This is a genomic window from Flavobacterium sp. RSP46 (genome assembly GCF_003984825.1).
Classification (GTDB): domain Bacteria; phylum Bacteroidota; class Bacteroidia; order Flavobacteriales; family Flavobacteriaceae; genus Flavobacterium.
This window is the reverse complement of sequence record NZ_RYDM01000010.1, coordinates 87521-103047: the sequence shown is the minus strand read 5'-3', so window position 1 is coordinate 103047 and position 15527 is coordinate 87521. Positions and strand designations below refer to the sequence as shown.

The 15527-nt window shown below is 35.1% G+C and carries 11 protein-coding genes; 4 read left to right on the top strand and 7 right to left on the bottom strand.

Features of this window, described 5'->3' with window-relative positions; genetic code table 11:
• Window positions 1-631: 631 nt before the first annotated feature.
• Window positions 632-1693: an alkaline phosphatase D family protein gene (locus tag EKM01_RS13940; RefSeq protein ID WP_126742112.1), complete on the bottom strand. Its 1062-nt coding sequence runs from the start codon at window positions 1691-1693 to the stop codon at window positions 632-634.
• A 345-nt stretch (window positions 1694-2038) separates the two neighbouring features.
• Between EKM01_RS13940 and EKM01_RS13935 the strand changes: the two genes are divergently transcribed.
• Window positions 2039-4507 (top strand): zinc-dependent metalloprotease, encoded by a 2469-nt coding sequence (locus EKM01_RS13935; RefSeq protein ID WP_126768684.1) that lies wholly within the window; start codon window positions 2039-2041, stop codon window positions 4505-4507.
• Between the two features lie 90 nt (window positions 4508-4597).
• Here EKM01_RS13935 and EKM01_RS13930 read toward each other — a convergent pair whose 3' ends face one another.
• On the bottom strand, window positions 4598-6016 hold the full coding sequence (locus EKM01_RS13930; protein WP_126768683.1) for an adenosine deaminase: 1419 nt from the start codon (window positions 6014-6016) through the stop codon (window positions 4598-4600).
• Window positions 6017-6390: 374 nt separating this feature from the next.
• Between EKM01_RS13930 and EKM01_RS13925 the strand changes: the two genes are divergently transcribed.
• On the top strand, window positions 6391-7923 hold the full coding sequence (locus EKM01_RS13925; RefSeq protein ID WP_126555426.1) for a SulP family inorganic anion transporter: 1533 nt from the start codon (window positions 6391-6393) through the stop codon (window positions 7921-7923).
• A gap of 526 nt (window positions 7924-8449) precedes the next feature.
• On the opposite strand, the gene EKM01_RS13920 is transcribed toward EKM01_RS13925, so the two are convergent.
• Window positions 8450-8977 (bottom strand): GNAT family N-acetyltransferase, encoded by a 528-nt coding sequence (locus EKM01_RS13920; protein WP_126564430.1) that lies wholly within the window; start codon window positions 8975-8977, stop codon window positions 8450-8452.
• A 170-nt stretch (window positions 8978-9147) separates the two neighbouring features.
• On the opposite strand from EKM01_RS13920, the gene yaaA reads away from it, so the two are divergent.
• Window positions 9148-9906, top strand: a complete 759-nt coding sequence (gene yaaA, locus EKM01_RS13915; protein WP_126564431.1) for a peroxide stress protein YaaA — start codon at window positions 9148-9150, stop codon at window positions 9904-9906.
• Window positions 9907-9929: 23 nt separating this feature from the next.
• On the opposite strand, the gene EKM01_RS13910 is transcribed toward yaaA, so the two are convergent.
• The 4 genes from EKM01_RS13910 to EKM01_RS13895 all read right to left on the bottom strand — a co-directional run bounded on the left by EKM01_RS13910 (window position 9930) and on the right by EKM01_RS13895 (window position 14707).
• Entirely contained in the window at window positions 9930-11513 is a 1584-nt protein-coding gene (locus EKM01_RS13910) for an MDR family MFS transporter (protein WP_126768682.1), read from the bottom strand.
• A 66-nt stretch (window positions 11514-11579) separates the two neighbouring features.
• A complete protein-coding gene (locus tag EKM01_RS13905; protein WP_126463428.1) occupies window positions 11580-12659 on the bottom strand; it encodes an HlyD family secretion protein in 1080 nt (359 codons plus the stop codon).
• 10 nt (window positions 12660-12669) lie between these two features.
• Window positions 12670-14001 carry a TolC family protein gene (locus EKM01_RS13900; protein WP_126463426.1) on the bottom strand — a complete coding sequence of 444 codons (1332 nt, stop codon included), beginning with the start codon at window positions 13999-14001 and terminating at the stop codon, window positions 12670-12672.
• A 52-nt stretch (window positions 14002-14053) separates the two neighbouring features.
• Window positions 14054-14707: a TetR/AcrR family transcriptional regulator gene (locus tag EKM01_RS13895; protein WP_126463424.1), complete on the bottom strand. Its 654-nt coding sequence runs from the start codon at window positions 14705-14707 to the stop codon at window positions 14054-14056.
• Window positions 14708-14950: 243 nt separating this feature from the next.
• Here EKM01_RS13895 and EKM01_RS13890 point away from each other — a divergent pair, with 243 nt between their 5' ends.
• Window positions 14951-15508: a DUF4494 domain-containing protein gene (locus EKM01_RS13890; protein ID WP_126768681.1), complete on the top strand. Its 558-nt coding sequence runs from the start codon at window positions 14951-14953 to the stop codon at window positions 15506-15508.
• Window positions 15509-15527: the final 19 nt, after the last annotated feature.

Genomic DNA, 15527 nt, shown 5'->3' with positions numbered 1-15527 from the left:
TTTGAACCCCAGTCTGAAAAGACTGGGGTTCTTTTGTTTATAGATACCACGTGTTCGCCCTGCGGGCTCGGTTCGTCACCTTTCTTTGAAAACCCCTATTCCTATCGGAATAGGGGTTTTTTGTTTTAAAAAATTATGTTTTTTTTTGTTTTGTTTCATTGTTGTCCGATAAAAAAGAAGCCAAATTAATGGCTTCTTAAAAATCATCGTAATTTTGAGTTGCAAAAATCAAATAACGATGGGTAAAAATAAGTATTTTCGACTAAATCTGTTTTCGGACAGTTGATTTCTTTAATAGATGATTCAATGATTCAGAAAGCTGGTGTCCGAGCGGAAATAATCCCAACGGCTAGCGCGATGCCTCTGGCTCGTGCCCAATGTCATTAAGTTAAGGATTTTCATATTGTATCTTTATGATTTTTAAGTACTACAGTTCTACCTAAGTCTTAGTTATGTTTGCAACCGAGTGAATGAGATTGCTAAAAAAATAAGAATAGTCACTGAATTCATACTTTATCCAGACTTATTTTCAATATAAAAATATCTTGAGCTTGTTTTTATGGTTTAGGAAGCGAACTTTTGATTTTTAAGAAAATTATAGGCTAGCATAAAAAATCATTCTTAAAATCTGCTATTTTCTAAAACTAATTTCATCCAACCCAATTGTGTATTCTGCACGTTGATTATTATTGACATCCCAAATTTCCATTTTTATTTGAGGAATTCCCCCCCCCCAATTAATTGTTAATAAGCCAAAATGGTTATCCATAATAGGGCCTTCAATTCTATTTTTGTTGGGTGTCGCAAAGTGCCAGGTGGAGGAAAGTCCGCTGGAGGTAAAGTCGTAAATAGGATATAATCCGGGTTCTGTAAGTTTAGAAATTTCACCATAATGAACGTCTCCGGTCAAAAACAAAATACCGTTTGCTTTGGTTTTCTTGATTAGATCTAAAAATCTTTGTTGCTCCAGCGGAAAATTAGCCCAGCCTTCATACCCGTTGTACTCAATCCCAAACTGGGATCCTGAACCAATTAGGCGAAGATCAGCTGGTTTTTGTAGTTCTGTTTCTAACCATTTCCACTGTTCGGCTCCTAAGTATGTGGAATCCGGGTTTTGTACTGGTGCATAGTCCAATGAGTAAAAATAACGTTTGTCATCCTCAAGTTCGTTATTATATAGCTTGTAATCATCCCGGAAAGTACGGTTGTCTAACAGGATAATCTGTACTTTTTTGCCTTTAGTTTCATACAAATAAGAGGTATATATTCCCTCGTGTTTTCGTCTTTCGGAAGCTATAGGTTCCCCAAAAAAATTAAGAAAAAGTTCTTTTGATTCTTTCTTTTTGGGATAATGCCTTCCTGCATCATTTTGGCCGTAATCGTGATCATCCCAAGTAGCTATGATAGGCATATTTTTTTTCAAATTTTGAAAAGTAGGTTTAGCTGCCAATCGCTCGTATTTGGCTTGCAGTGTGTGCATATTTTCAGTGTCACCGTAAATATTATCTCCCAGAAATATAAATAAATCTGGTTGGTGTTTTACCACGACATCAAAAATAGACAGGGAATTACTTTGGTTTGAACACGATCCAAAAGCAATTTTTGAAAGGTTTTTTTGCGAGTAACCATTGCAGGAAAGCAATGTTAAAGCTGCTAAAAACAAGGGTATTTTAAAGAGATTATTTTGAATCATTTTTTATTGTTTTGTTTATAATCGTATTTAAAAGGAGATTGGTTGTCCAAAAAAATTAATGCTTCTCTACAAATCACATGGTGACTTTTAGAAAGTATTTTTAAACGGTGACAATTAAAAATATAGGTTTGAGTAATAATTTTGAACTTAATTATAAAAAAAAATCTTCCCAAATGTAATAAAAAAAAGGTATCTAACTAAAATCACATTAGAAACGTATTGCTACTATATTACCTTAAAACAGATTGGTTTGCTGTTAATTAAAAGTTAAACCAATAGATTATATGCAATTTACAGGTGCTAAAATTTATTTTTGATATTGATTAACCAATAAAAAACCTATTAATGAAGAAATTTTTCATTTTAACTGCAATCGCAGCATTAATGCTTGTGCCTACAACCCAATTTGCACAATCGAAAAGAAAAAAAGATAAAAACACCACTGTAGCCCCTCCACCAGAAAAGAAACCAGAAGCTACCATCAAGGAATACAGCAAGGTGATTACCAAAGACGCCGTTTCTGACGAAGGTTTGTTTATGGTACACAAAGTGGACAAAAAATATTTTTTCGAAATCCCGAATAAATACTTGGATAAAGACATGCTTTTGGTAAGTAGGTTGGCTAAATTACCGGCTAATTTAGGAGGCGGATATGTAAATGCGGGTTCCGAAACCAATGAACAATTAATTATCTGGCATCGTTTTCAGGACAAAATTCTGATCAAATTAAAATCATTTAGTGCCGTTGCCAATGACAGTTTACCCATTAGTATTTCAGTAAAATCAAATAATTATGAACCTACTTTATTTGCTTTTGATATTGTAGCATTTAGTAAAGATTCTTTAAATACCGTTATTGATGTGACTAAATTTTATAGCACTGACGTTAAATCAATCAGCGGTTTATCTAGTGAAATGAGAGAAACCTATAAAGTAAAAGGCCTCGATGAATCCCGCAGTTTTATCAATACGATGAAAAGTTATCCTATGAATATTGAAGTAGTTCAGGATTTCACTTACAATGCATCTAAACCGCCTGTTCAGGAAGATGCAGAAACAATTAGCATCCAAATGAATCAATCGATGATTTTGTTGCCGGAAAAACTGATGCAACCCAGATTAGCAGATCCGCGAGTGGGTTGGTTTACCATGAGCCAGATTGACTATGGAAGTAATGAATTGAAATCCGACAGTAAAACCTATATCCGCCGTTGGAAATTGGAACCAAAAGATCCTGTCGCTTACGCAAAAGGTGAACTGGTAGAACCGATCAAACCTATTGTGTACTATTTAGATCCTGCCACGCCTGAAAAACTACGCAAATACATTAAACAAGGAATTGAAGATTGGCAAAAGCCTTTTGAAACTGCTGGTTTTAAAAATGCAATTATTGCCAAAGACGCGCCTACTAAAGACGAGGATCCTGATTTTAGCCCGGAAGACATTCGGTATTCTGTGATTCGTTATGTAGCGAGTACGACGCGTAATGCGGTTGGACCAAGTGTTTCTGATCCCAGAACGGGAGAAATTATCGAGAGTGACGTAATTTGGTACCACAATCATTTGCGTTCCTACAGAAACCGTTATTTGTTAGAAACCGGAGCAGCAAATCCTTCAGCAAGAACCTTGAATACCACTGACGAAGAAATGGGTGAAATGATGCGCATGGTTATTGCACATGAAGTAGGGCATGCGCTTGGTTTTCCTCATAATATGGGCGCGAGTTGTGCGTATGATACTGAAAATTACAGAGACGGTGCCTTTACTCAAAAAAATGGAATTTCAGCGAGTTTGATGGATTATGCCCGTTTTAATTATATCGCTCAACCTGGAGATAAAGACATTCGTTTCATACGCCAGATGGGGCCTTACGATCATTATGCTACCAATTGGGGATACAGAGTCATTCCTAATGCCTCTTCTCCGGAAGTAGAAGTGCCTATTTTAGACCAATGGATTATGGAAAAAGCAGGAAACCCTGTTTATAAATATGGGAAACAAAGTAGTAGTTTTGATCCAACTTCACAAACGGAAGATATTGGAAATAATTCCATGAAAGCAAGTTCATACGGACTTAAAAACTTGCAATATGTAGCTTCTCATTTATCAGAATGGACGAGTGATGTGACTAATAACTATGAGGATTTAGACGAATTATACAAAGAAATGCTGGATGTCTGGAGTAGATATGTGGGACATGTGGTAACGAATGTGGGCGGTGTTTATGAAACAACCAAAAAGCCAAACCAAACCGGAAATATTTATGAAATTGTACCAAAAGCAAAACAACAAGAAGCCATGCAATGGTTACAAGCCAATGCTTTTACTTCTCCAACGTGGTTGGTGAATGTAAGTACATTGAAAAATATTGATTACTCCGGTTACACAGAACGTTTTCGAAATTTACAAGCCATACATTTGAATGCTATGTTGAGTTTTGAACGAATTGGTCGATTGATGGATGCGGAAATAATGGGAACTACTAATTATAAAGCATTAGATTTATTGAGTGATATGCGTAAAGGAATTTGGAAAGAAGCCAATTTAGCTTCGAATGTGACTATTTACAGAAGAAATTTGCAACGCGCATACATTGAAAGAATGAGTTATCTGATGAAAGAAGAAATTAAATCCGGACGTTCTTCTGACTATTATAATGTGGCTCAGTCCGATGTGAGAGGATTGGTGAGAGGCGAGTTGAATGCATTAAAAACCACCTTAGCAGTTGCTAAAACCAGAGTTGTAAATGCAGAAACAAGATACCATTATGAAGACGCGATTAAAAGAATTGAATTGATTTTAAATCCAAAATAATCAAAACTTAGATTCTGTTTTACAAAAAAAATCCGCTTTCGAGCGGATTTTTTGGTGTTATAAAAAAAGATTTTATACTATGAAAATGATTTACTTCAAAGGAAATGTAGCTTCGAAAGCCTTAAATCTGGACTCTAAATCATTTAGCAATTGTTTTTTTACAGAAGCCTCTTTGATGAAACTGTACTGAATGCTGTTGTACACATATTGCTTTATATCTTTATAGGAAACGTCTTTGTATCTTTTGGCTAACAAGACATATTGTTCGGTCATATTCGTGCGTAAAATCCCTGCATCATCCGTACTAATTACGATTGGCACGCCAAATTCTTTATATAAAGTCAATGGATGACGGCTTTCTTTTACCTTCAAAATAAACTCATTGCTTACTAAATTGATTTCGATAGGAATGGTTTTCTTTGCCATATAACGCAGCAAATTATACGAATCATTCTCGTAGGCCATATCTACTCCGTGCCCAATACGGTTGGCTCCTGCAGTATAAACGGCTGATCCAATATGCCACGTTAACTCTTCCGGTTGTACTAAACCAAGCGTCAACTCGCCGGCGTGCATTGTATATTTTACATTTGGATAACGGGAATGACAGTATTTAAACATTAGCATGTGTAACCAATAATCCTTCATCGAGGTTTCGCCATCTTCCGGAGAAACAATGTTAACTCCTGCCATCAGTGAACTTTCATCTGCAGATATGAATGCGATTACCAGATTTTTGAATAAATCTACGGGTTCCATAAATCGCAATACAAAATTTTGATACCGCATTGTAAATTGCTTGTCATCGATTTTAAGGTCTTTGTGCAGCTTAGTAACAAAATTGGTATTGAAGGCTTTAGCATAGGATTCGGCATCTTTTTTTAGTAGTGAATTGTACACCGAATCCAATGATTTTAAAACTGCTTTTTCATCTTTTGCTAAAGCTGATTTTCGCAATCTGGAATTGAATTTTGTTAAATCATCGGTATTCATATCTGTTGGGATTGTAGACAATTGGGTTTCAATATAACTGACATTTTCTGAAATAGCTCTGTTTTTAAGTTCCAATAATCCTTGTCCAAAATTCCCTTTGATGGCCGGTTCGAACTTCATAAATGATTCGAAAAACAACTTGTCGGATGGATAATCTACATCATTATAGTCTTTTATAGACCACTTTTGCATGATTTTTTGCTTATATGCTTCTAATGTTCCGTTATTTTTCAATGTCGAAAATAGTAGCCAGTTTCCCGTTGCTGGTTTTTCTTTTAACACATCCATCGTCTCAATATTGAGATAAAAATCGTCTGCAATAGCGCGTTGCAATATGGATTCAGCGTAAATGGAACCTGAGAAATGATGATGCAAATCACCGCCTTTTGGCATTTGCGAAAAGAAAGCAGTTAGTTCCGCTTCATTGTTTCTGATCTTTTCAAAATAGTCATTCGTGGATTGTGAGTAACTATTATTTAAAAAAAGTGCGAAGAATAAAGTATAGAGTAATTTCATGATTTTTTAATTGTATTGATAGTATTTTGCTGGTTCTTTTTTCAAAACGGTTTTTTTGCTTTTAAGCTTTTAATGCAAAGGATATTTTTTTATGCTTGAATCTATTGATGTGGCATTTAAACCCTTGTTTTTGAAAAAAAGATATACCTTTTGCCAAATTTAAGCAATTTCACTTTCTGTTTGGTGAAACAATTAAAAAGTTTTATTTTTGCAACTCTTATGAAAAACGGTACCATTCTAATCTCTCAAGGTACTCCGCCTTGATTTATAGTTTTTAAATCAAAAGAGTTTTTTAAAAACATTTTATCACATTTTTTGTCGACACAACTTCTTTATATGAAATTGTACCCAAATATTCTTATTATAATTATCACATGAAAAAAGTATTTAACTTATTTGATTTTTCACGGCAAGTCAATTACAAAACTGAAATTTTAGCAGGATTAACCGTGGCTATGACTATGATTCCGGAATCATTATCTTTTGCAATAGTAGCAGGTTTTCCGCCATTGATGGGTTTATATGCGTCTTTTATTGCGGGATTGATTACGGCTGTCTTTGGTGGTAGACCGGGAATGATTTCTGGAGGAGCAGGAGCAACGGTAATTGTTTTAATTGCTTTAATGAATTCAAATGGATTAGAATATGTTCTTGCAGCAGTTGCTTTGGCAGGAGTTTTACAAATTTTAGTAGGGCTTTTTAAACTTGGAAAATTTATCCGACTGGTACCACAGCCCGTTATGTTTGGTTTTGTAAATGGATTAGCCGTAATTATTTTCATGTCGCAATTGGATCAATTCAAAACCTTTGTTAATGGTAAAAGCGAATGGCTTTCTGGAACTTCTTTCTTTATTATGGTAGGATTGGTTGCATTGACAATAGCAATTGTGGTGTTGCTACCCAAAATAACAAAAGCAGTTCCATCTTCATTAGTGGCAATTATTGTGGTATTTGGACTGGTTTTTTTCTTTGGAATTGAGACTAAAACGGTGCGGGATATTGCTTCCGTAAGTGGCGGTTTTCCACCTTTTCATATTCCTAATATTCCTCTTAACCTGCAAACGTTACAAATAATATTTCCTTACGCATTAATCATGGCTTCTGTGGGATTGACAGAAGGGTTATTGACCTTGAACTTAGTCGATGAAATAACTGAAACAAAAGGCAAAGGAAATAAAGAGTGTATCGCCCAAGGAAGTGCTAATATTTTGAATGGTTTTTTCTTTGGGATGGGAGGTTGTCCTATGATTGCACAAACATTAGTTAATCTTTCGGCGGGTTCCAGAGCGCGATTATCAGGAATCATTGCTGCACTAACCATACTTGTAATTATTTTGTTTGGTGCTCCAATAATTGAACAGTTGCCTATGGCGGCTCTGGTTGGTGTCATGATTATGGTAGCAATTGGAACATTTGAATGGGCGAGTTTCAGAATCATCAATAAAATGCCAAAACACGATATTTTTGTTGGGATTTTAGTGGCACTAATTACTATAGTATTACACAATTTGGCTTTAGCCGTCTTAGTTGGAGTCATCATTTCTGCATTAGTTTTCTCTTGGGAAAGCGCCAAAAGAATTAGGGCTAAAAAATATCTAGATGATAAAGGAGTGAAGCATTACGAAATTTATGGGCCTTTATTTTTTGCTTCAACAACCGCTTTTTTGGAAAAATTTGATATTTTGAATGATCCAAACGAAGTCATTATTGATTTTAAAGAAAGTAAAATTACCGATATGAGTGCTATTGATGCCGTAAATAAAATTACAGAGCGGTATGCAAAAGTCGATAAAACGGTTCATTTGCGACATTTAAGCGAAGATTGCAGAGTGTTACTAAAAAACGCGGATAGCGTAATTGACGTAAATATTTTAGAAGATCCTACTTATAAAGTTGTTGTTGATTAGCTTTACAACTTGAAGCTATTCAAAAAAGAATAGCCACAGATTCACTAATTTTATTTTTTATTCGAATTAAAATCATTAAAAATGTGGCGATAATCTTATTTATTATTTTTATAATAAGCTATACTTTCATCGCCTCTGCTGCTAATCATCCTGTTTTGAGAGCGGCATTGATAGAACTATTCAGTAAGTTGTCGCCACAAATGAACAGCGTATCTGATATTTTTATTTCCGAAACAGCAATCGTATTTCGCACACTTGCCTGATTAGGCAAAGCATAGTCAATGTGATACGCCTTTAGAATTTTCCACGAACTTATTTTTGAACCAAGGGTATTTATTTTATCTTTTAAATTCCCAACGGGAGCAAAAAGAGTGGCAAGTGCGGCCGATGGTATTCAGAATGGATCTGCCAGTCTAGCTCCCACAATAATTACATCCTGTTTCATAGCTTTTTGATAAATTTTCGTATAAAAACAGACCAAATAGAGTTTTATAGTCACTTAAATAAACGACAATTTAAATTTTGATTATTGTTGCTGTATTTGAAATTGCATCATTAAGTCAATTTGTTCGTCATTTCCTAAGGTAAAAATGTGTTTGTCAAATACTACAAATCCATTTTTAGTATAAAATCGAATGGCTCGGTGATTTTCTTCCCAGACACCAAGCCAAATATAATCAACGCCAGTACGTTGTGCAATCTTTTTTACTTCGTTCAGCAACAGTTGCCCAATGTTTTTACCATGAAAAGTTTGTAAAACATAAATCCGATGTATTTCTAAAGCATTTTTGTTTATGTTTTCCGTTTGAGCATCACCTATGTTTATTTTTAAATATCCAACGATTTCTGATTTTGAAATGGCTATATAAAAAAAGGAATTTGGATTGTTCAATTCAGTTGTTAATTGTACTGCATTGAAGTTTTTTTCGATGTAATTAGTGATGTTTTCAGGGGTGTTTACAGCGGCATAAGTTGCTGTAAATGTTTGGATACTTATCTTTTGCAGTTCTTTAAGATCAGCGATTGTAGCTTTTCTAATTTCAATTAGATTCATGTTGACCTACTCTTTGTGTTATTTTTAAACTCAAAAATACCAAAAAAAAGGTTGCTAAACTAAATCCTCTAGTACACTATTAAACAAATTAGTTTAAAGGCTCTTGATTTCTTGATTTCAATTAGTACTTTTGGGAGAATTAATAAAAAGCGCTCGAAAGAGTAATGTGTATGAAAATTGTAATATCGCCAGCCAAGTCGTTAAATTTAGAGAAACAGCTACCTACGGAGTTGCACACCCAACCTTTGTTTTTAAAAGAATCGCGAGAAGTCCACAAAGTTTTAAAAGAGATGAAGCCTGCTGATTTATCAATTTTGATGAGTATTTCAGATAAGTTAGCAGATTTGAACTGGAAACGAAATCAAGATTGGAAAACACCTTTTACCACTTCAAATGCACGTCCGGCTGTGTTTACTTTTGATGGTGATGTGTACATTGGATTAGATGCCTATTCGATTCCAGGAAAAAAAACAGAAGCTTTACAAGATCGTTTAAGAATCCTATCCGGTTTGTATGGCTTGCTGAAACCATTGGATTTAATTCAGGCGTACAGATTGGAAATGGGCACCAAATTACCCATTGGCGAAAGCAAAAATCTGTATGAATTTTGGAAACCAATCGTTACAAAAGCTTTAAATAAAGAGCTCAAAGAAGACGAATTGTTTGTCAATCTTGCAAGTAAGGAATACTTTTTGGCAATTGATGTCAAGGCGTTGAAAGTTCCTGTGATCACTCCGGAATTTAAAGAGTACAAAAACGGAAAATTAAAGATCATCAGCTTTTTTGCCAAAAAAGCAAGGGGAATGATGGTGCGTTATATTATTGATACGGATGCTCAAACGATTGAAGATTTGAAAGGGTTCAATTATGATAGCTATCAATTTGATGCAAATTTATCGGAGGGCAATCATTTGGTTTTTACCCGTTAGAGACGCTATTAATCGGCTCTTTATTAATGCATGGCATCAGCAGGATTGATTTTGTTTTTCCCTTTTTTGATAAAAAAGATGATTGGAATACAACACAGAAACATAATTCCCAGATACAGAAAAATATCCATATACGATAAAACGGTACTTTGTTTCATCACTGAATAATCAATAACCTGATAGGCTTTTTTCAGCGATTCATTAGCACTAAATCCTTTTGACATAAACCCTTTTTGCAACATTATAACGCGTTGTTGGACTTCGAACTTGCTGGCATCTAAATTTGAAATCAAATTTACTCTGTGTTCCTGACCAAATCTCGTGATAAAGGTGGTGATAATTGCTATTCCAAATGAACCTCCCAATTGGCGCATCATTCCTGTAAAGGCTGCCCCTTCGCCAATATCCTTTCCTTTTAAGGTGGAGAGTGACAGTGTGGTTATGGGTACAAACAGCAGTCCCAATCCTATTCCTCTTAAAATTAATCCCCAATACAAATGCTCAACACCCGTATTAGGAGTCAAGCTGTTGTGCATCATTAGGGTAAAGAAAAAGAAAATCAAAAAACCAAGACCCACCATATAACTTTGCGGAACACCTCTTTGAATTAGTTTACCAATAATGGGCATCATAATAGCAGTGGTGATTGAACCCGGAATAAGCAATAATCCTGCGTCTGTAGCGGTCCAGCCTAGAATTGTTTGGGTATAAATTGGAATTATTAAGGTAGAACCATAAAGACCAAAGCCTAATATGAAACACATTATGACACCAATTCTTAGATTTCCATCTTTTAAAACCCTCAAATTGACAATAGGATGTTTATAAGTCATTTCTCTCCAAATGAATAATACCAAACCAAAAATGGATACCGTACTCAAGAATATAATTATTTTATTGTTGAACCAGTCATCTTGTTGTCCGTGTTCTAGAACATATTGCAAAGAACCAATAAACACAGTCAACAGAAAAATCCCCAACCAATCGACCTGATTGGCTTTTAGTTTTTCGCCATATTTAGGACTTTTAACAAAAGTTAAAGCTAGAATAGTAGCTATGATACCAATGGGAATATTGATATAAAAAATATAAGGCCAAGAGAAATTGTCAACAATATAACCCCCTAATGGCGGACCCAAAGTAGGTCCCACGATAACTCCCATTCCATAAATAGCCTGTGCCATACCTCGTTTTGCAATGGGATAACTCTCTGTTATAATGGTTTGTGCGGTCACTAATAAAGCACCACCTCCCAAACCCTGAATAAATCTAAACGTAATAAGTTCCCATATATTATTGGCATTGCCGCACAAAAAAGAGGCTACTGTAAAAATGATAATGGAAGTCACAAAATAATTTCGTCTTCCAAATTGTTGTGAAAGCCAGCTGGTCATAGGGATTACAATCACGTTTGCAATAGCATAAGCGGTAATGACCCAAGCAACATCATTTAATGTGGCACCCAGACTTCCTCTCATGTTTGTCAGTGCCACATTGACTATAGTGGTATCTACGATTTCAAGTAAAGCACAAAGTACTGCTGTGATCGTAATAAGAACTCGTCTGTAGCCATATTCTACTAAATCGTCTTCTCCTGCTTGTGCCATTTATACTAAAGTGTAAACTATCATTTTATTAAAAGAGGTGCCGTTTTTAATTCAAAAAAAACAGCTTTAATCTAAATGTACATCAACATCTACATTCATTCCCGGACGCAGTAATTTTATTTTTTCAGGGTCATTTGTTGGAATCAAACTTATTTTAACAGGTAATCTTTGAATGGTTTTCACAAAATTTCCTGTGGCATTATCTGGCGGTAATAAGGAGAAACGGGATCCTGTTGCTGGGGAAAAGGAAGTAATGGTTCCCTTGAAATCATATTCGGGATACGCATCTACTTTTACGATTACTTTTTGACCAATAACCATTTTGTTGAGTTGCGTTTCTTTGAAATTAGCAACTACCCATGCTTCATTGTTGTTGATAATATAAAATAGGGATTGCCCTGGTTGCACTAGTTGTCCCGGCTGAATATCAATTTTTGATACCTGACCATCAATAGCAGCAGTGATAGCAGTGTAGGTTAAATTTAATTTTGCGGCATCAAGCATTGCTTTTGCTCTTTGTATATTGGCTGCAGCCACTTCTGTCTGTTTACCTGAAACTTTAGATTTAGCTATAATAACTGATTTTTGAAAGGCAGTGGCTCTTTCCTGTTGTTGTAACACGCGTACTTGACTTTCAGCTTCCAGTTTGGCGGCTAAAGCCTGTTCGTATTGTTGTTTTGTGATCGAATGGCTTTTGTATAAATTATCATATCGATTGTAATCACTGGTTATGCGTCCCAATCTTATTTTTGCGGATTCGATATTACCACTTGCAGATCGTACATTGGCATCCGAAACAGAAATACTGGCTAAAGCACTTCCTATATCAGCTTTAGTAACTTCAAAATTACCTTCAGCGCCAATCATTGCAGCATGTGCTTCTTCAATTTTTAACTGGTAATCCCTTTTGTCAATGGTAAAAAGCGTATCGCCTTTCTTTACAAAATCATTGTCCTTGATGTACACTTTATCCACATATCCTGAAACTCTTGGGATAATTGGGTTCATGTTTTTTTCAATTTGGGCATCATCAGTTTCTTCGTGAGATTGTGAATGCAGGTATTTAAAAGTTCCGTACGTCCCACCTAAAACTACCAATGCCACTAGGATTATGATAAATTTTGTATTTGTTTTTTTGTTTTCCATGGTAGGTATATTATAATTTTGAAAGTGTGAAGGTTTGAGATAATTGGCCGGTTACCGAGAGTAACTCATAGTATTTTTGAATGGTATTGGCTTTGGCCAAAGTCTTGTTGATTTTAGAACTCAATTGCTCTACATCAGCCTCCAGTAAATCATTGGTGTCCGAAAGACCGTTGTCATATTTATCTTTGATGATTCTGTAATTTTCAGAAGATTGTTCCAGCGCTTGTCCATATACAACATCTTGTTTTAAAGCTAAATCATAATCTTCAATCGCTTTTTGAACTTGGATTTTAATATAATCCGTTAGTATGGCTTCAGAGTTTTGGACTTCTAAAAATTTATTTTCGGCCAGCCGCACTAAAGTTCCGTTTTTTAGAATGGCACTCAAATCATACGAAAGCCCGATGCCTATATTCATCGCGTTTTGCACCGTAATCACATTGCTCAGGTCTAATGCCGTATACCCGCCAACTAACGCAATGGCCGGATAGTACGACCCTTTAGCTATTTTTATATTGGCTTCACTGGCTTTTCCCTGAAACCGAAGGGCTTCTAAATCCTTCCGATTTTCTAGTGCCGGTAATTCATTTTCAGGGATATTAGTCATTTGGAAATCGGCAAAATCACGCTCTCGAATCTCTAATTTTGTGTCCGGATTTAGTTTTAAAAGCGTAACCAGATAAAAGTTGATGATTTTTAAATTATTATTTGTTTCGTCTAATGACAATTGGATTTTCGAAGCCTGTAATTGGGATTTTAACAAATCATTTCTGGGGATAATTCCATTTTTTTCAAGGGCTATAAAATCGTTTACCCGCTGTTGCGCACTTTTTTGATTTTCTTTTAGTAGTTCAATTGTTTTCTGGGCTTTGTATAAACTGGCATAATAATCAATCACCCGCAACGCAATTTCCTCCTTTGTTTGCAATGCCGTAGCCATTTCTGCCTGATACAAATTTTCATAAACGGTGATGCTATTTTGAATTTTAAAACCTGAGAAAACCGGAACACTAGCATTCAACTGTCCAATCATCAATTGATTGACAATTGGGAGTGCTTCCTGAGTTCCTGTATTATTTTGATTGAGTTTGAAATTAACGGAAGCATTTGCTAATCTTTGGTATTGCCCTGAAAGTTTCAAATCAGGATATTGATTGTTTTTGGTAGATTGCAGTTCGTACTTTTTAGTTTTTACTTTTGTATTGGCTAGTGTAACTTCATTACTTTTGGCCCAAGCCAAATTGATGGCTTCGTTCAATGTTAAACTTGTTTTTTCTTGCGCTGCTGCAGATGAAATTCCAATGAAGAAAATCACAATGAGCATGAATGGACTAACTTTCATACGTAGATAATTTTTGTTTTTTGTAGGAATATGGAATTCGCATAGGTCTTTATTATTGTTTGCATAGCATTTCTGGTGTGCCCATTTCATAGATCAGAAGTGCCTTTACAGTTTGTTGAATGTGCGTTGTCAAATTGGTTTTGATGTAATTATTGTATAAATCTTCAGTTTTCAAGTTTAATAAATTTTCGAAGAAAGGTTTGTTCATGTGAAAATGAAAAAAAGTGCCCAGAATTGTGGGTGTGATAAGCGGAATAATAATATCTTTTCTGAAAATGCCTTTATTCTGGCCTTCTTTAATTATAATTTCAAGGGATTTTAGATTTCCTTTTTTTAATTCTGAAAAAACCGAAAGATTTTGTTTGCTTTTTTTGGAGGGGAATTCAAAGTGTAATATTCTATAAATCCCTCGATTACTATTGATTCTGTTGATGTACAGTTCAATCAGCTTATTGATTTTGTCAAGGGGTTCCAGATCTTCCAGCAATAAATGTTCTAATTGATTTTTAAGATCTGAAGTTCTGTACACTATAAGCGATTCCAGTAGTCGCTCTTTGGACCCAAAATAATACGAAACCATAGCAATATTGATTTTTGCTATTTTTGCTATGTTCCTAATCGAAGTACCGTCAAATCCCTTTTCTGCAAAAAGAGTTTCTGCAACTTCCAGGATTTGAATTTGTTTGTCGTTAAAATTACGTTTCAAGAGAATTTAATTTTTTCAAAAACAAAACTAAACAAGCGTTTAAATTAAACAACCGTTTGGTTTTTATTTAACATTGTTTTAACATTTTAAATAAAGCGGAACGGTTTGTTTTATTTTTGATAGTCTCAAAAAGGAAGGTTTCGGGAACGGTGACTTCTATCTAAAATTGTGAATATCTATTTTAGGAATAGTAAATTTAGTTTCCTTTAAAATCTATCTTTGACATCCTAAAAATAAAATAAAATGAGCACAACTTGGTACGAATGCAAAGTGAAATATAGAAAAACAGATGAAACCGGCGGGCAAAAAATTACGACCGAACCCTACTTGGTAGATGCGTTATCTTACACAGAAGCCGAAAGCCGAATTAATGAAGAAATGTCAGCGTATATCAGTGAAGAATTCAAAATCACGAATATAAAAGTGGCTAATTATGCTGAGATTCATCCTTTTGAAAATGCAGATCGCTGGTTTAGATCTAAAGTTTCATTACTCGCCTATGACGAAGAAAGTGGCAAAGAACGCAAGACCAATATGTATTTATTAGTGCAAGCCAATGAGGTAAAAGAGGCTTATGATAATACTATCAGTGTGATGAAAGGCACGATGGGAGATTATACGATTCCTGCTATTTCAGAATCTCCTATTATGGATGTTTTTCCGTATTTCAGTGGAGAAGAAGGAGAATTGGAACAAATAGAAAGGTTCAATGCAATCAAAGCTTCTAAACCGGAAGCAACTGTCGAGATAGAAGATCACATGGAGTTTGAAACCGCTCTTGAAGAAGAAGCTGCAGTTTAAGATAAGTTGTATTAAATAA